General features: G+C 55.9%; 15 protein-coding genes. 10 read left to right on the top strand and 5 right to left on the bottom strand.

The annotated features are described in order from the left end of the window. Positions 1-20 precede the first annotated feature (20 nt). The gene (hdfR, locus tag ACQG19_RS24130) at positions 21-842 is read right to left on the bottom strand and encodes an HTH-type transcriptional regulator HdfR (protein WP_020685959.1); all 822 of its coding nucleotides are present in this window, start codon (positions 840-842) and stop codon (positions 21-23) included. A 118-nt stretch (positions 843-960) separates the two neighbouring features. On the opposite strand from hdfR, the gene ACQG19_RS24125 reads away from it, so the two are divergent. Beyond that, positions 961-1,299 carry a DUF413 domain-containing protein gene (locus tag ACQG19_RS24125; RefSeq protein ID WP_013099290.1) on the top strand — a complete coding sequence of 113 codons (339 nt, stop codon included), beginning with the start codon at positions 961-963 and terminating at the stop codon, positions 1,297-1,299. A 32-nt stretch (positions 1,300-1,331) separates the two neighbouring features. Here ACQG19_RS24125 and ACQG19_RS24120 read toward each other — a convergent pair whose 3' ends face one another. Next, positions 1,332-2,852 carry a YifB family Mg chelatase-like AAA ATPase gene (locus ACQG19_RS24120; RefSeq protein ID WP_102752780.1) on the bottom strand — a complete coding sequence of 507 codons (1,521 nt, stop codon included), beginning with the start codon at positions 2,850-2,852 and terminating at the stop codon, positions 1,332-1,334. A gap of 341 nt (positions 2,853-3,193) precedes the next feature. Between ACQG19_RS24120 and ilvL the strand changes: the two genes are divergently transcribed. The 7 genes from ilvL to ilvA all read left to right on the top strand — a co-directional run bounded on the left by ilvL (position 3,194) and on the right by ilvA (position 9,744). Next, the gene (ilvL, locus tag ACQG19_RS24115; protein WP_023620831.1) at positions 3,194-3,292 is read left to right on the top strand and encodes an ilv operon leader peptide; all 99 of its coding nucleotides are present in this window, start codon (positions 3,194-3,196) and stop codon (positions 3,290-3,292) included. 86 nt (positions 3,293-3,378) lie between these two features. Then, positions 3,379-3,429 carry a peptide IlvX gene (gene ilvX, locus ACQG19_RS24110; RefSeq protein ID WP_102046757.1) on the top strand — a complete coding sequence of 17 codons (51 nt, stop codon included), beginning with the start codon at positions 3,379-3,381 and terminating at the stop codon, positions 3,427-3,429. 2 nt (positions 3,430-3,431) lie between these two features. Next, a complete protein-coding gene (gene ilvG / locus ACQG19_RS24105; RefSeq protein WP_023620832.1) occupies positions 3,432-5,078 on the top strand; it encodes an acetolactate synthase 2 catalytic subunit in 1,647 nt (548 codons plus the stop codon). Further along, entirely contained in the window at positions 5,075-5,338 is a 264-nt protein-coding gene (gene ilvM / locus ACQG19_RS24100) for an acetolactate synthase 2 small subunit (protein ID WP_003860184.1), read from the top strand. The genes ilvG and ilvM overlap by 4 nt, the downstream gene beginning before the upstream one ends. 18 nt (positions 5,339-5,356) lie before the next feature. Continuing rightward, on the top strand, positions 5,357-6,286 hold the full coding sequence (gene ilvE, locus ACQG19_RS24095) for a branched-chain-amino-acid transaminase (RefSeq protein WP_013099287.1): 930 nt from the start codon (positions 5,357-5,359) through the stop codon (positions 6,284-6,286). 60 nt (positions 6,287-6,346) lie between these two features. After that, positions 6,347-8,197 (top strand): dihydroxy-acid dehydratase, encoded by a 1,851-nt coding sequence (ilvD, locus tag ACQG19_RS24090; protein ID WP_013099286.1) that lies wholly within the window; start codon positions 6,347-6,349, stop codon positions 8,195-8,197. 2 nt (positions 8,198-8,199) lie between these two features. After that, a complete protein-coding gene (ilvA, locus tag ACQG19_RS24085) occupies positions 8,200-9,744 on the top strand; it encodes a threonine ammonia-lyase, biosynthetic (protein WP_014833732.1) in 1,545 nt (514 codons plus the stop codon). A 45-nt stretch (positions 9,745-9,789) separates the two neighbouring features. On the opposite strand, the gene ilvY is transcribed toward ilvA, so the two are convergent. Continuing rightward, positions 9,790-10,680, bottom strand: coding sequence for an HTH-type transcriptional activator IlvY (gene ilvY / locus ACQG19_RS24080; RefSeq protein ID WP_038420965.1), 891 nt, complete (start codon positions 10,678-10,680; stop codon positions 9,790-9,792). A gap of 152 nt (positions 10,681-10,832) precedes the next feature. Between ilvY and ilvC the strand changes: the two genes are divergently transcribed. Beyond that, positions 10,833-12,308, top strand: a complete 1,476-nt coding sequence (gene ilvC, locus ACQG19_RS24075; RefSeq protein ID WP_013099283.1) for a ketol-acid reductoisomerase — start codon at positions 10,833-10,835, stop codon at positions 12,306-12,308. Between the two features lie 85 nt (positions 12,309-12,393). On the opposite strand, the gene ppiC is transcribed toward ilvC, so the two are convergent. Beyond that, entirely contained in the window at positions 12,394-12,675 is a 282-nt protein-coding gene (gene ppiC / locus ACQG19_RS24070) for a peptidylprolyl isomerase PpiC (RefSeq protein ID WP_013099282.1), read from the bottom strand. Positions 12,676-12,760: 85 nt separating this feature from the next. On the opposite strand from ppiC, the gene rep reads away from it, so the two are divergent. Continuing rightward, positions 12,761-14,785, top strand: coding sequence for a DNA helicase Rep (gene rep / locus ACQG19_RS24065; protein WP_013099281.1), 2,025 nt, complete (start codon positions 12,761-12,763; stop codon positions 14,783-14,785). A gap of 51 nt (positions 14,786-14,836) precedes the next feature. Here rep and gppA read toward each other — a convergent pair whose 3' ends face one another. Further along, positions 14,837-16,321, bottom strand: a complete 1,485-nt coding sequence (gene gppA / locus ACQG19_RS24060; RefSeq protein ID WP_222169260.1) for a guanosine-5'-triphosphate,3'-diphosphate diphosphatase — start codon at positions 16,319-16,321, stop codon at positions 14,837-14,839.

Raw genomic sequence — 16,321 nt, 5'->3', positions numbered from 1 at the left:
CTATTATGCTGGCTGGTCAATCATTCCATAATATTGATTTTTAATAGATCTTTTATCTGCGATTGCTTATCGCTGTTCTGCAGCCAGATTGCATACAGCGGCCTGGAAAGCGTAGTGGAATCCAGTACGGTATGGAGTCCCGGTTTACTGTCTGCCCAGCAAACGGGTAACCACGTGCAGCCCTTTAGCAAGGAAAGCTGTTGGCAGGCGATCTCCGCTGAGCTGGTTGTTAGCTGTGGAACATCGTCAGGGGCGATCAAACCGGTTTCATGCTGTTGAAAATCGGGGCCCCATTCAAGCCGCAGATAGGTTAGATCGGACTTCATCATCGCAGGCTCAGAAGCATACAGAGCCAGACCAAACTGCCCAACAATCTGGCTGCTAAATTCGTCCATCTTGGGGGCTTCAGTGGTGATCAGCAGATCAAGCTGGCGCTCGTGAAGTTGCTTAACCAGCGACTGCCGTTGCGCAATTCTGGCCTCAAATTGCAAATGCCCATGCGAATGGTATAACCGCGAAAGCCACTGACTGAGCATACATTCCCACAGGGAGGCGCTGGCCCCGATCGAGAACTCATTGTGCCTGGACGTATGAGCCACCTCTTTACGGGCCGCCTGCCAGGTATTCATCAACGTTTCTGCATACGGGAGCAGTTTCTCACCGGCCGGCGTTAAGCGGATATTGTTGCGGTGGCGGGTAAATAGATTCACACCCAATTGATTTTCCAGCTGTCGAATACGAAAACTGACCGCTGACTGCGTCAGATAGAGGGCTTCAGCTGCTCGCCCGAAGTGGCGTGTCCTGCTCACTTCAAGGAAAGTTTTTAGCAATTCCGTATCCACATCTTTCTCCACAAAATTATTTGTCGTTATGATTTAAATGTTTTGTTTTACACTCTGTCAAGCGTAACTAATACTCCGCGCCATAAATAGCTCGGCCAAAGAATTAGGAGCGTGTAGGATGGCGGAAAGCTTTACGACGACTAATCGTTTTTTCGACAATAAAAATTATCCACGCGGGTTCTCTCGTCACGGCGATTTCACCATCAAAGAGGCGCAATTGCTTGAGCGTCATGGTTATGCCTTTAACGAGCTGGATCTGGGTAAACGTGAGCCTGCGACTGAAGACGAAAAACAGTTTGTTGCTGTTTGTCGCGGTGAGCGTGAGCCGCAGTCTGAAGCAGAACGTGTATGGATCAAGTACATGGCACGCATCAAGCGTCCAAAGCGTTTCCATACGCTGTCTGGCGGTAAGCCGCAGATGGAAGGTGCTGAAGACTACACCGAGTCTGACGACTAAGTTGATGAGAAAAGGAGCTTCGGCTCCTTTTTTTATGCCAGTAATTTTTGCAGGTGCAGCAACAACCGATCTATGGCGCGATAGCTCAGCGCTTCCTGCAGATGGTGTTTTTCAATCTCTGGGTCTCCTTCCACATCGGCAATAGTGCGAGCCACTTTCAGCAGGCGCTGCCATGCACGGATCGAGAGCCCAAATCGCGTCAATGTCTCTTCAAGCCAGCAGGCATCCTCAGCCTTAAGATGGCAAAACTGCCGAATCTCAGCATTATCCAGACGCGCATTCAGCTTATGTTGACGAGCGTACTGTCGGGCCTGTGAGGCGATAACCCGTTCGCGAACCTTCGCTGTGCTCTCACCGCGTATCGTTGTCTGGCTGAGCAAACCAGGGGGCGGTAATGGGATCTCCAGGGATAAATCAAAACGATCGAGGAAAGGGCCTGACAGCTTCCCCAGATAGCGCAGCGTCTGCTCAGGCGTGCAGCGATTATGATTTCCCTGATAATGGCCTGATGGGCTGGGGTTCATGGCGGCAACCAGCTGGAACTGTGCCGGGTAGCTTATTTTGGCGCGCGTGCGGGAGATATGGATCTCGCCAGATTCGATAGGTTCCCGCAGGGCATCCAGTACGCGGCGTTCAAACTCAGGCAGTTCATCAAGGAACAGGATGCCATTGTGTGCCAGCGAGATCTCTCCCGGCCCCGGAATGGAGCCCCCTCCGACCATGGCCGTCAGGGAGGCACTGTGATGGGGAGAGCGAAAAGGGCGTCGTCGCCACTGTTTTTGCAATGATGCAGAGCTCACCAGGCTAAATATCGCTGCGCTTTCAAGTGCCTCATGATTATTGAGTGGTGGCAATAACCCATTCAGCCTGCTCGCCAGCATGGTTTTCCCTGTTCCCGGCGGGCCAATCAGCAACAGGTTATGTCCTCCGGCTGCGGTGATCTCCAGTGCCCGCTTCCCCTGCTCCTGCCCGATAATATCGCTGAGGTCGTCCGGGCTTTCAGGCAGGATATCTCCGGTTTCCTCTGGCTCGGAGAGCGTATGTCGGCCTTCAAGGTGCGCGCAGACTTCCTGCAAATGCCCCGCGACCAGGCACCCTTTCTCGGCAATCAGGCTCACTTCTGAGGCATTTTCATTGGCTACAATAATTTGTCGACCAGCATGAATGGCTTCCAGCGCACCAGAGATGGCGCCAGGAACGCCTCTTAACGCGCCTGTAAGCGCCAGTTCGCCAATGAACTCGTACGAGCCTAGCCTCGCTGTGTTGAGCTGCTCAGAGGCTGCGAGAAGCGCAATAGCGATAGGTAAATCGTATCGTCCGCCCTCCTTGGGCAGATCCGCGGGGGCAAGATTGATCGTAATCTTCTTTGCGGGGAAGGTATAACCGCTATTGATAATTGCGCTGCGAACCCGATCTCTGGCTTCTTTGACCGTGGTTTCTGGCAAGCCGACAAGCGTTAGCCCAGGGAGCCCATTACTCAGATGAACCTCCACAGAAATAAGCGGTGCCTTTACTCCGATCGCCGCACGCGTGTAAACAACTGACAGTGACATAAGCACCTCCTCAGTGAGTCACTATGTCAGTATTGATTTTGCCTGTTGAGCGTCAGTTGGCTGATTTACGACGCTCATTCCTGCTTTTTAGCGACATAGTGTAACTATTTCACTCATTCGGAAGCCATCTCGCAAAGAGAAGGACGGAACGTTGCAGAGTGCTAAAACACGCCAAAAAAATGAAAAATATTCACTATCTAATTTCCTTATATAAAACAAAGCTTTTCAGGAATATGATTTGCCTGCTAATCAAATCCGTCATAAATAAATCTTGTGTTTGGTTTGATAACTGTGATAACTCTTTAGGCATTCCTTCGAACAAGATGCACAAAGAACTGAAAATGACAGCCCTTCTACTAGTGATTAGCCTGGTCGTGATTAGCGTGGTGGTGATTATTATCCCACCGTGCGGGGCTGCACTTGGACGAGGAAAGGCTTAGAAATCAAGCCTTAACGAACTAAGACCCCCGCACCGAAAGGTCCGGGGGTTTTTTTATGACTAAAAAACTTAAACGAGGAGCAGAGAATGACAAATAGCACAAAATTCTGTTTCTCCCGATTTATGACGGGGAACTAACTATGAATGGGGCACAGTGGGTAGTACATGCGTTGCGCGCACAGGGAGTCGAAACCGTCTTTGGTTATCCGGGAGGCGCAATTATGCCGATTTACGATGCACTGTATGACGGCGGCGTGGAACACCTCTTGTGCCGACACGAGCAGGGCGCAGCCATGGCGGCCATTGGCTATGCACGTGCCACCGGTAAAACGGGCGTCTGCATGGCAACGTCTGGACCGGGCGCCACAAACCTGATCACCGGTCTGGCTGACGCGCTGCTCGATTCCGTTCCCGTGGTGGCGATCACCGGCCAGGTGGCCTCACCCTTCATCGGTACCGATGCCTTCCAGGAAGTCGATGTGCTCGGCTTGTCGCTGGCCTGTACCAAACACAGCTTCCTCGTGCAGTCCCTCGAAGAACTGCCTGGCGTGATGGCGGAAGCGTTCCGTATTGCCAGCTCTGGCCGTCCTGGCCCGGTTCTGGTGGATATCCCGAAAGATATTCAGGTCGCACTCGGCGAGCTGGAACCGCACTTCTCCACCGTTGAAAGTGACGACGCGTTCCCACATGCGGAAGTCGAAGAGGCGCGTCGGATGCTGGCGCAGGCAGCCCAGCCGATGCTGTACGTCGGCGGCGGCGTTGGCATGGCACAGGCAGTTCCGGCCCTGCGCGAATTTATCGCGGTAACGCAAATGCCTGCCACCTGCACGCTGAAAGGGTTGGGCGCAGTGGATGCTGACTACCCATACTACCTGGGCATGCTGGGGATGCACGGCACCAAAGCGGCAAACCTGGCGGTGCAGGAGTGTGATTTGCTGATTGCCGTCGGTGCCCGTTTTGACGATCGCGTGACCGGCAAGCTGAATACCTTCGCGCCAAACGCCAAAGTTATCCATATGGATATCGACCCGGCGGAAATGAACAAGCTGCGTCAGGCGCATGTTGCGCTGCAGGGCGATCTCAACACGCTGCTGCCGGCGTTACAGCAGCCTCTGAATATCGGCGAGTGGCGCCAGCACACGGCTGAAATGCGTGCCGAGCACGCCTGGCGTTACGACCATCCGGGTGAGGCCATCTATGCGCCGCTGTTGTTGAAGCAGTTGTCTGACCGTAAACCGGCAGACAGTGTAGTGACGACCGATGTCGGCCAGCACCAGATGTGGTCTGCGCAGCACATGACCTACACCCGCCCGGAAAACTTCATCACCTCCAGCGGATTAGGCACGATGGGCTTCGGCCTGCCTGCCGCGGTGGGTGCTCAGGTTGCGCGTCCAAACGATACGGTCATCTGTATCTCCGGTGACGGCTCCTTCATGATGAACGTTCAGGAGTTGGGCACCGTTAAGCGTAAACAATTGCCGCTGAAGATCGTGTTGCTTGATAACCAGCGTTTAGGGATGGTGCGCCAGTGGCAGCAGCTGTTCTTCGAGGAGCGCTACAGCGAAACCACCCTGACTGATAACCCCGATTTCCTCACTCTGGCCAGCGCCTTTGGCATTCCTGGACAGCACATCACCCGTAAAGACCAGGTTGAAGCGGCACTCGACACCATGCTGTCAAGCGAAGGGCCTTACCTGCTTCATGTCTCAATCGACGAGCTTGAGAACGTCTGGCCGTTGGTACCGCCAGGTGCCAGTAACTCACAAATGCTGGAGAAATTATCATGATGCAACATCAGGTCGCCGTTCAGGCTCGCTTCAATCCAGAGACATTAGAACGCGTTTTGCGCGTGGTCCGTCATCGTGGCTTTCAGATTTGCTCTATGAATATGGAGACGGCCACTGACGCACAAAATATCAGTATCGAATTAACCGTTGCCAGCCCGCGCCCGGTCGACTTACTGTTTAGTCAATTATCAAAGCTGGTGGATGTTGCCCATGTTGCCATCTGCCAGAGCACAACCACATCACAACAAATCCGCGCCTGAGCGTGACAGGAAGAGAAAATGACGACAAAAAAAGCTGATTACATTTGGTTCAATGGTGAGATGGTTCGTTGGGAGGACGCGAAGGTCCACGTGATGTCCCATGCGCTGCACTACGGTACGTCTGTGTTTGAAGGCATCCGTTGCTACGACTCTCACAAAGGGCCAGTGGTGTTCCGTCATCGTGAACATATGCAGCGTCTGCATGACTCAGCCAAAATTTATCGTTTCCCGGTTTCTCAGAGCGTTGATGAGCTGATGGAAGCCTGCCGCGAGGTGATTCGTAAGAACAACCTGACCAGCGCCTATATTCGTCCGCTGGTCTTCGTGGGTGACGTGGGCATGGGCGTAAACCCGCCAGCTGGTTACACCACTGACGTGATCATTGCTGCGTTCCCGTGGGGGGCGTACCTGGGTGCAGAAGCGCTGGAGCAGGGGATCGACGCAATGGTCTCGTCCTGGAACCGCGTGGCGCCTAATACCATCCCAACTGCGGCCAAGGCGGGCGGTAACTACCTCTCCTCACTGCTGGTCGGCAGTGAAGCGCGCCGCCACGGCTATCAGGAAGGCATCGCGCTGGATGTGAACGGTTATATCTCTGAAGGCGCAGGTGAAAACCTGTTTGAAGTGAAAGACGGTATCCTGTTCACCCCGCCATTTACCTCTTCAGCCCTGCCGGGTATTACCCGTGACGCCATCATTAAGCTGGCGAAAGATCTGGGTATCGAAGTGCGTGAACAGGTTCTGTCCCGCGAATCCCTGTATCTGGCCGATGAAGTCTTTATGTCCGGTACGGCGGCTGAGATCACGCCGGTTCGCAGTGTAGACGGTATTCAGGTGGGCGCAGGCCGCTGTGGCCCGGTTACCAAACGTATTCAGCAAGCCTTCTTTGGCCTCTTCACCGGCGAAACAGAAGATAAATACGGCTGGTTGGATCAGGTTAATCAATAAGCATAAATATGGGACGGCACGCACCGTCCCATTTAATAGTCAGACGGGAGTAAATAAAGCATGCCTAAGTATCGTTCCGCCACCACCACCCACGGCCGTAACATGGCGGGTGCCCGCGCACTGTGGCGCGCCACCGGGATGACCGACGCTGATTTCGGTAAACCTATTATCGCCGTGGTGAACTCCTTCACCCAGTTTGTGCCGGGCCATGTGCACCTGCGCGATCTCGGCAAACTGGTTGCTGAGCAAATTGAAGCTGCGGGCGGTGTGGCGAAAGAATTCAACACCATTGCGGTGGATGACGGTATCGCGATGGGGCACGGGGGCATGCTCTATTCACTGCCGTCGCGCGAGCTGATTGCCGACTCGGTGGAATATATGGTTAACGCTCACTGTGCGGATGCCATGGTCTGTATCTCCAACTGCGACAAAATCACCCCGGGGATGCTGATGGCTTCCCTGCGTCTGAACATTCCGGTAATTTTCGTCTCCGGTGGTCCTATGGAAGCGGGCAAGACCAAGCTTTCTGACAAAATCATCAAGCTCGACCTGGTCGATGCGATGATCCAGGGCGCGGATCCAAAAGTGTCTGACGAGCAGAGCAACCAGGTGGAACGCTCCGCGTGCCCAACCTGCGGCTCCTGTTCCGGGATGTTCACTGCCAACTCCATGAACTGTCTGACCGAAGCACTGGGCCTCTCTCAGCCGGGCAACGGTTCGCTGCTGGCGACGCACGCTGACCGTAAAGCGTTGTTCCTCAACGCCGGTAAGCGCATTGTTGAACTGACCAAACGTTACTACGAGCAGGACGATGCCAGCGCGCTGCCGCGCAACATCGCCAGCAAGGCGGCGTTCGAAAATGCCATGACGCTGGATATCGCCATGGGCGGTTCTACTAACACCGTTTTGCACCTGCTGGCTGCGGCGCAGGAAGCGGAAATCGACTTCACCATGAGCGATATCGATAAGCTGTCCCGCAAAGTGCCGCAACTGTGTAAAGTCGCGCCAAGCACCCAGAAATACCACATGGAAGACGTACACCGTGCGGGTGGCGTCATCGGTATTCTTGGCGAGCTGGATCGCGCCGGGCTGCTGAACCGCGATGTGAAGAACGTTCTCGGTCTGACGTTGCCGCAGACGCTGGATAAATATGACGTGATGCTGACTCAGGATGAGGCGGTGAAAAACATGTTCCGCGCGGGTCCGGCCGGTATTCGTACCACGCAGGCCTTCTCCCAGGATTGTCGCTGGGACACCCTGGATGATGACCGCGCCGAAGGCTGCATCCGTTCGCTGGAGCACGCCTACAGCAAAGACGGCGGTCTGGCCGTGCTGTACGGCAACTTTGCGGAAAACGGCTGTATCGTAAAAACCGCGGGCGTGGATGACAGCATCCTGAAATTCACCGGCCCGGCCAAAGTGTACGAAAGCCAGGACGAGGCGGTAGACGCCATCCTGGGCGGCAAAGTTGTGGAAGGCGACGTGGTAGTCATCCGTTACGAAGGGCCGAAAGGCGGTCCAGGCATGCAGGAGATGCTCTACCCAACCACCTTCCTGAAATCGATGGGCCTTGGTAAAGCCTGTGCGTTGATCACCGACGGACGTTTCTCGGGCGGTACGTCCGGCCTCTCCATCGGCCACGTATCACCGGAAGCAGCGAGCGGCGGCAACATTGCGATCATCGAAGACGGTGACCTGATCGAAATCGACATTCCGAATCGCGGGATCCAGCTCAAGCTGAGCGATCAGGAGATCGCGGCTCGGCGTGAAGCACAGGAAGCGCGCGGCGATAAAGCCTGGACGCCGAAGGACCGCCAGCGTGAAGTCTCCTTCGCCCTGCGCGCTTACGCGAGCCTTGCGACCAGTGCAGACAAAGGCGCGGTACGCGATAAATCGAAACTTGGGGGCTAATGATGGCCGAGTCACAACCCTTATCCGCCGCCCCTGAGGGGGCGGAATATCTCCGGGCAGTGCTACGCGCGCCGGTCTATGAAGCGGTGCAGGTCACCCCGCTGCAGAAAATGGAAAAACTCTCTTCGCGCCTCGACAACGTGATTCTGGTGAAGCGCGAAGACCGTCAGCCGGTGCACAGCTTCAAGCTGCGCGGGGCCTACGCGATGATGGCCGGGTTGACCGACGAGCAAAAAGCACGCGGCGTGATTACCGCGTCGGCGGGCAACCACGCGCAGGGTGTGGCGTTCTCGTCTGCCCGTTTGGGGTTGAAAGCGCTGATCGTGATGCCGGTTGCCACGGCGGATATCAAAGTGGATGCGGTGCGTGGTTTCGGCGGCGAAGTGCTGCTCCACGGCGCTAACTTTGACGAAGCAAAAGCCAAAGCGATCGAGCTGGCGCAGCAGCAGGGCTTTACCTGGGTACCGCCGTTCGATCATCCGATGGTGATTGCAGGACAAGGTACCCTGGCGCTGGAACTGCTGCAGCAGGATGCCCATCTTGACCGCGTTTTTGTTCCGGTGGGCGGCGGTGGCTTAGCCGCAGGCGTGGCGGTGCTGATCAAACAGCTGATGCCGCAGATCAAAGTGATTGCCGTGGAAGCGGAAGATTCAGCCTGCCTGAAGGCCGCGCTGGATGCGGGTCATCCGGTCGATCTTCCGCGCGTTGGGCTGTTTGCCGAAGGCGTGGCGGTGAAACGTATTGGCGACGAAACCTTCCGTCTGTGCCAGGAGTATCTTGACGACATCGTCACCGTCGACAGCGATGCGATCTGTGCGGCGATGAAAGATCTCTTCGAGGATGTGCGTGCGGTGGCGGAACCGTCCGGCGCGCTGGCATTGGCTGGAATGAAAAAATACATCGCCCAGCACAACATTCGCGGCGAGCGCCTGGCGCACGTGCTCTCGGGCGCTAACGTCAACTTCCATGGTCTGCGTTACGTTTCTGAACGCTGCGAGCTGGGTGAGCAGCGTGAGGCCCTGCTGGCGGTGACCATTCCGGAAGAGAAGGGCAGCTTCCTGAAGTTCTGTCAGCTGCTTGGCGGCCGTTCGGTAACGGAGTTCAACTACCGTTTTGCCGATGCGAAAGACGCCTGTATTTTTGTCGGCGTGCGTTTAAGCCGCGGTCTGGAAGAGCGCAAAGAGATCCTCAACCTGCTGCACGAAGGCGGCTACAGCGTGGTCGATCTCTCTGACGATGAGATGGCGAAGCTGCACGTGCGTTATATGGTCGGTGGTCGTCCGTCGAAGCCGCTTAAAGAACGTCTTTACAGCTTTGAATTCCCGGAATCCCCGGGCGCGTTGCTGAAGTTCCTGCATACGCTGGGCACGCACTGGAACATCTCGCTGTTCCACTACCGCAGCCACGGCACCGACTATGGCCGCGTGCTGGCCGCGTTTGAACTGGCCGAGCACGAGCCGGATTTCGAAACGCGTCTGAACGAGCTGGGCTATGAGTGCCATGATGAAACCCACAACCCGGCGTTCCGCTTCTTCCTCGCGGGCTAAGGGGAGGTCTGCGTATAGGTCGGGTAAGCGTAGCGCCACCCGACTTTAATGGTTCGGCAATATCTTCCAGAACGCATCAATAAGCGGCTCATGCAGCCGCTTTTTTTGTGCACACACGCCAAGCTCGAACGGCGTCTTTTCGTCGCTGCGCTCCAGAATCATCACGCGATTGCGCACCGGTTCCGGGCTGTTTTCCAGCACCACTTCCGGCAGCAGCGCCACGCCGCAGCCAAGCGCCACCATTGAGACCATCGCCTCGTGTCCACCCACCGTCGCGTAAATCGACGGATTACTGATTTTCTGACGACGGAACCAGAGTTCGATACGGCGTCGCACCGGACCCTGATCGGCCATGATAAACGGCACCGATGACCAGTCCGGCTTTTCCACCGACACCTGATTACGCACCGGGCAGGGTAGCGCCGGGGCGATCAGCACCACCGCCAGATTCTCCAGCATAGAGAACGCCACCGCGCCCGGCAGGGTTTCGGGCTTCCCGGCAATGGCCAGATCGGCTTCGCCTGTGACGACTTTTTCCATGGCATCGGCGGCATCGCCGGTGGTGAGCTTAATTTCAACCGAGGGATGCTCCGCGCGGAAACGGTCAAGGATAGGGGGAAGATGGCTATAGGCGGCCGTTACGGAGCAGAAAATATGTAGCTCGCCGGATAAAGACGGCCCTTTCTGATCGATGGCGTGTCGAAGCTGCTGATACTGCAGCAACGTCTGCTGAGCAAAGATCCGCAGCTCTTCGCCCGCTTCCGTGAGGGTAACGGTGCGATTATCCCGCACAAACAGCGGCTGGCCGAGGTCCTCTTCAAGGCGCTGGATCTGGCGCGAAAGCGTGGACGGGCTAACGTGCATGGCCCGGGCGCTACGGCCAAAATGGCGGCTTTCCGCCAGATGCAGGAACATTTTCAGATCGCGTAAATCCACGGATTCCACTCCCCCTTTTTACATTGCAGATATTGCAACGTGACGTTGTGAATATATCAATTTCCGCAATAAATTTCCTGTTGTAATGTGGGTACATTCTCGCTGAAACGCGAACCGAACAATAAGACACACAACATCACGAGGTATCACCCATGGCTAACTACTTTAATACACTGAACTTGCGCCAGCAGCTGGCGCAGCTGGGCAAATGCCGCTTCATGGCGCGCGATGAATTTGCTGATGGCGCGAGCTACCTTCAGGGTAAAAAAGTGGTCATCGTCGGCTGTGGCGCGCAGGGTCTGAACCAGGGCCTGAACATGCGTGACTCCGGGCTGGATATCTCTTACGCCCTGCGCAAAGAAGCAATTGCTGAAAAACGCGCTTCCTGGCGTAAAGCGACCGAAAACGGCTTCAAAGTGGGTACCTACGAAGAGCTGATCCCGCAGGCGGATCTGGTTGTTAACCTGACGCCAGACAAACAGCACTCTGATGTTGTGCGCTCCGTTCAGCCGCTGATGAAAGACGGCGCGGCGCTGGGTTACTCTCACGGCTTCAACATCGTTGAAGTGGGCGAGCAGATCCGTAAAGACATCACCGTAGTGATGGTGGCTCCGAAGTGTCCGGGTACAGAAGTCCGTGAAGAGTACAAGCGTGGCTTCGGCGTGCCGACGCTGATCGCGGTTCACCCGGAAAACGATCCGAAAGGCGAAGGGATGGCGATCGCTAAAGCATGGGCAGCGGCTACCGGTGGCCACCGTGCGGGCGTTCTGGAATCTTCCTTCGTGGCTGAAGTGAAATCTGACCTGATGGGCGAGCAGACCATTCTGTGCGGCATGCTGCAGGCCGGTTCACTGCTGTGCTTCGATAAGCTGGTGGAAGAGGGTACCGACCCGGCATACGCAGAAAAACTGATTCAGTTCGGCTGGGAAACCATCACCGAAGCGCTGAAGCAGGGCGGTATCACGCTGATGATGGATCGTCTGTCCAACCCGGCGAAACTGCGTGCTTTCGCGCTGTCCGAACAGCTGAAAACCATTATGGCGCCGCTGTTCCAGAAACATATGGACGACATCATCTCCGGCGAGTTCTCTTCCGGCATGATGGCTGACTGGGCGAATGATGATAAGAAACTGCTGACCTGGCGTGAAGAGACCGGTAAGACCGCGTTCGAAACTGCGCCACAGTATGAAGGTAAAATCGGCGAGCAAGAGTACTTCGACAAAGGCGTACTGATGATCGCGATGGTAAAAGCGGGTGTTGAGCTGGCGTTCGAAACCATGGTGGATTCCGGCATCATCGAAGAGTCTGCGTACTACGAATCACTGCACGAGCTGCCGCTGATCGCGAACACCATCGCCCGTAAGCGTCTGTACGAAATGAACGTGGTTATCTCCGATACCGCTGAGTACGGCAACTACCTGTTCTCTTATGCATGCGTACCGCTGCTGAAAGAGTTCATGACCACCCTGCAACCGGGCGATCTGGGCAAAGCCATTGCGGAAGGTGCGGTAGATAACGCGCAACTGCGCGATGTGAACGAAGCGATTCGCAGCCACCAGATCGAGAAAGTAGGTCACAAACTGCGTGGCTACATGACTGATATGAAACGTATCGCGGTAGCGGGTTAACAACCTTGTCGGGTGACGCTTCGCTTACCCGACCTACAAAACGCTAAGACGTAGGCCGGGTAAGGCGCAGCCGCCACCCGGCTTTTTATTTGCGATAGAGGACCTTGATCACGTGATAGCCGAACTGCGTATGCAGTGGGCCAGTCGGCTCCAGTACCGGGCAGGAGAAGACCACTTTGTCGAACGCCGGAACCATCTGACCCTGACGGAATTCACCTAAGTCACCGCCGCGTTTGCCTGACGGACAAATGGAGTGCTTCTTCGCCAGCTTGCCGAAGTCGGCGCCGTTTTTGAGCTGCTCCAGAAGATCCAGAGCCAGTTTCTCTTCTTTAACAAGGATATGCAGTGCTGCTGCTGTTTTTGCCATGATCGTGCCTTGAGTGGTATGGATTAGGCTCGCTATACTACCACGCTGTTATTCTCCCCTCCTGACTTTCATTGAGTGATCATTTATGCGTTTAAACCCCGGACAACAACAAGCTGTCGAATTTGTCACCGGACCGTGTCTGGTGCTGGCGGGGGCTGGCTCCGGCAAAACGCGTGTGATCACGAACAAAATCGCCCACCTGATCCGCGGCTGCGGCTATCAGGCCCGGCATATCGCTGCGGTGACCTTTACCAACAAAGCGGCGCGCGAAATGAAAGAGCGTGTCGGCCAGACGCTGGGGCGTAAAGAGGCGCGAGGCCTGATGATCTCCACGTTCCACACGCTGGGGCTGGATATCATCAAACGTGAATACGCGGCGCTGGGGATGAAGTCTAACTTCTCGCTCTTCGACGACACCGATCAGGTGGCATTGCTTAAAGAGCTTACCGAGGGGCTGATTGAAGATGACAAAGTGCTGTTGCAGCAGCTGATCTCGACGATCTCCAACTGGAAAAACGATCTGATGACCCCCGCTCAGGCGGCGGCAAGCGCCAAAGGTGAGCGGGATCGGATCTTCGCTCACTGCTACGGTCTGTACGATGCACATATGAAAGCGTGTAACGTGCTGGATTTTGACGATCTGATCCTGCTGCCCACGCTGCTGTTGCAGCGTAATGAAGAGGTGCGTGAACGCTGGCAGAACAAAATCCGCTATCTGCTGGTGGATGAATACCAGGACACCAACACCAGCCAGTATGAGCTGGTGAAGCTGTTGGTGGGACAGCGCGCGCGTTTCACCGTGGTAGGCGATGACGACCAGTCAATCTACTCCTGGCGCGGTGCGCGCCCACAAAACCTGGTGCTGCTGAGCAAAGATTTTCCGGCGCTGCAGGTGATCAAGCTGGAACAGAACTACCGCTCATCCGGGCGCATCCTGAAAGCGGCAAATATCCTGATTGCCAATAACCCGCACGTCTTCGAAAAACGCCTTTTCTCGGAACTTGGCTATGGCACGGAGCTCAAAGTGCTCAGTGCCAATAATGAAGAGCATGAAGCGGAGCGCGTGACGGGCGAGCTGATTGCGCACCACTTCGTCAATAAAACGGAATATAAAGATTACGCGATCCTGTATCGCGGCAACCACCAGTCGCGCGTCTTTGAAAAGATGCTGATGCAGAACCGCATCCCCTACAAAATTTCCGGCGGAACCTCCTTCTTCTCGCGCCCTGAAATCAAAGATCTGCTGGCCTATCTGCGTGTACTCACCAACCCGGATGACGACAGCGCCTTTCTGCGTATCGTGAACACGCCGAAACGTGAAATCGGCCCGGCGACGCTGCAAAAGCTCGGTGAATGGGCGATGACGCGCAACAAAAGCCTGTTCACCGCCAGCTTCGATATGGGGCTGAGCCAGACGTTAACCGGGCGCGGTTATGATTCCTTAACCCGCTTTACCCACTGGCTTGGCGAAGTCCAGCGTCTGGCGGAGCGCGAACCGGTTGCTGCCGTTCGCGATCTGATCCACGGCATCGATTATGAGTCCTGGCTGTATGAAACCTCTGCCAGCCCGAAGGCGGCAGAGATGCGCATGAAAAACGTTAACCAGCTGTTCAGCTGGATGACGGAAATGCTGGAAGGCTCAGAAATCGACGAGCCGATGACCCTGACCCAGGTCGTTACCCGCTTTACGCTGCGCGACATGATGGAGCGCGGTGAGAGCGAAGAGGAAGCCGATCAGGTTCAGCTGATGACGCTGCATGCGTCTAAAGGGCTGGAGTTTCCGTATGTCTACCTGGTCGGCATGGAAGAGGGCTTACTGCCGCACCAGAGCAGCATTGATGAAGATAACGTCGATGAAGAGCGTCGTCTGGCCTACGTGGGCATTACCCGCGCACAGAAAGAACTAACGTTCACGCTGTGTAAAGAGCGCCGTCAGTATGGCGAACTGGTTCGCCCTGAGCCGAGCCGTTTCCTGCTGGAGTTGCCGCAGGATGACCTGATCTGGGAGCAGGAGCGCAAAGTGATTACCGCTGAAGAACGGATGCACAAAGGTCAGGCTAACGTCGCGAACATTCGCGCCATGCTGGCAAAAGCCAAAGAGAAGGGATAAGAACTTGCAGGCCGGGTCAGGCGAAGCCGCCGCCCGGCAATGCACAGCGTGTTACTTCACTTCAAGCGCCCAGTGGACATAGCTCTGCCACTGGCACTCCTGCTCAATCATCTCTGCCCCAAGCGGGTGATTATCAATCCAGTTTTCCGGCAGCGTCAGAGACAGTCTTTCGTCATCCGCCACCAGATGAATATTGGGCAGCAAATCATCGCGGCGCCGGCTGGCAAACAGAATTGCCAGACGCAGCAGGCGGCACAGATGCTCGGCCACGCGCGGCGGCACGGCGTTTTGCTGATGTAACGAGGAGAGGTCAACGGCGTTGGTCTGGTTCAGCAGTAACGTTGCCAGCAGCTTCTTTTGTGCCGGCGTGTAGCCCGGCAGATCGAGATTACGCACCAGCCATGCTGCGTGCAGCGGCGCCTGCTTATACTCGACGCTCAGCCCAATTTCATGCAGCGCGCAGGCACTTAGCAGCAGATCGCGGCTTAACGGGTCAATATCCCAGCTGTTTTTTACCTGATCGGCAAACAGTGATGCCAGCTGACCTACCCGTTGCGCTTGATCGGTATCGACAATAAAGCGACGCTGTACGTTACGCAGGGTTCGGGTGCGGATGTCCTGATCAACCGAAAGATGCAGCATTCCGTAGACCAGCCCTTCACGCAGCGCACCACCGGCCAGCGTCATACACTGGATGCTCAGCTCGGTAAAAATGGCGATCAAAATGGCCAGGCCGCTCGGGAAGACCAGCGCGCGTTCCAGCGTCAGGCCTTCTATTTCCAGCTCTTCCAGGCGACCACATTGAATCGCGCGCTGTTTTAACTGCTGGAGCTTGGTAAGCGTGATCCGCTCGTCCATCCCCTGGGCCATCATGATTTCCTGCAACGCCTGCACGGTACCTGACGCACCCACGCAAACTTTCCAGCCGTGATAGCGCAGTTCGTCCATTACCGGACGTAACACCTCGCGGGCAGCATTTTCCGCTTCGTCGAAGTTCTCTTTACCCAGATTTCGATCGGCAAAGTAGCGCTCAAGCCAGGTCACACAGCCCATCGACAGGCTGAACAGCGAAGTCGCCTGCGCGCCCGTGCCGGTGACGAGCTCGGTGCTGGCACCCCCGATATCGACGACCAGACGGCGATCGTCGCCGCCCGTCGTGTGCGCAACACCCTGATAGATCAGACGTGCTTCTTCTTCACCGCTGATAACCTGAACCGGGCACCCGAGAATTTCCTGCGCTTTGGCAATAAAATCCACGGCATTGACTGCCAGGCGCAGCGTCGCGGTGGCGACAACGGTAATTTGCGAATGGGGAATATCCTGCAGGCGTTCGGCAAAGAGACGTAGACACTGCCAGCCACGTTCCATGGCTTCGGGAGAGAGATAATTATCGCTGCTCAGGCCCGCCGCGAGGCGGACCTTGCGCTTAATGCGCGTCAGCGTTTGTATGCTTCCCGCCACCTCGCGCACAACCAGCATATGAAAACTATTCGAACCGAGATCAATTGCCGCATAAAGCGAGGTGGAGCTGAGCAT

The sequence above is a fragment of the Enterobacter cloacae complex sp. 277I4 genome (genome assembly GCF_050031465.1).
Classification (GTDB): Bacteria; Pseudomonadota; Gammaproteobacteria; order Enterobacterales; family Enterobacteriaceae; genus Enterobacter; species Enterobacter cloacae.
Note: the sequence above shows the minus strand (reverse complement) of the source record. Positions and strands in the feature narration are given on the sequence as shown.

Bases quoted from the DNA above. Each gene is read 5' to 3' on its own strand.
- ACQG19_RS24125 (WP_013099290.1), top strand. From the start codon at position 961: ATGGCGGAAAGCTTTACGACGACTAATCGTTTTTTCGACAATAAAAAT.
- ACQG19_RS24120 (WP_102752780.1), bottom strand. From the start codon at position 2,852: ATGTCACTGTCAGTTGTTTACACGCGTGCGGCGATCGGAGTAAAGGCA.
- ilvL (WP_023620831.1), top strand. From the start codon at position 3,194: ATGACAGCCCTTCTACTAGTGATTAGCCTGGTCGTGATTAGCGTGGTG.
- ilvG (WP_023620832.1), top strand. From the start codon at position 3,432: ATGAATGGGGCACAGTGGGTAGTACATGCGTTGCGCGCACAGGGAGTC.
- ilvM (WP_003860184.1), top strand. From the start codon at position 5,075: ATGATGCAACATCAGGTCGCCGTTCAGGCTCGCTTCAATCCAGAGACA.
- ilvE (WP_013099287.1), top strand. From the start codon at position 5,357: ATGACGACAAAAAAAGCTGATTACATTTGGTTCAATGGTGAGATGGTT.
- ilvD (WP_013099286.1), top strand. From the start codon at position 6,347: ATGCCTAAGTATCGTTCCGCCACCACCACCCACGGCCGTAACATGGCG.
- ilvA (WP_014833732.1), top strand. From the start codon at position 8,200: ATGGCCGAGTCACAACCCTTATCCGCCGCCCCTGAGGGGGCGGAATAT.
- ilvC (WP_013099283.1), top strand. From the start codon at position 10,833: ATGGCTAACTACTTTAATACACTGAACTTGCGCCAGCAGCTGGCGCAG.
- ppiC (WP_013099282.1), bottom strand. From the start codon at position 12,675: ATGGCAAAAACAGCAGCAGCACTGCATATCCTTGTTAAAGAAGAGAAA.
- rep (WP_013099281.1), top strand. From the start codon at position 12,761: ATGCGTTTAAACCCCGGACAACAACAAGCTGTCGAATTTGTCACCGGA.
- gppA (WP_222169260.1), bottom strand. From the start codon at position 16,321: ATGCTCAGCTCCACCTCGCTTTATGCGGCAATTGATCTCGGTTCGAAT.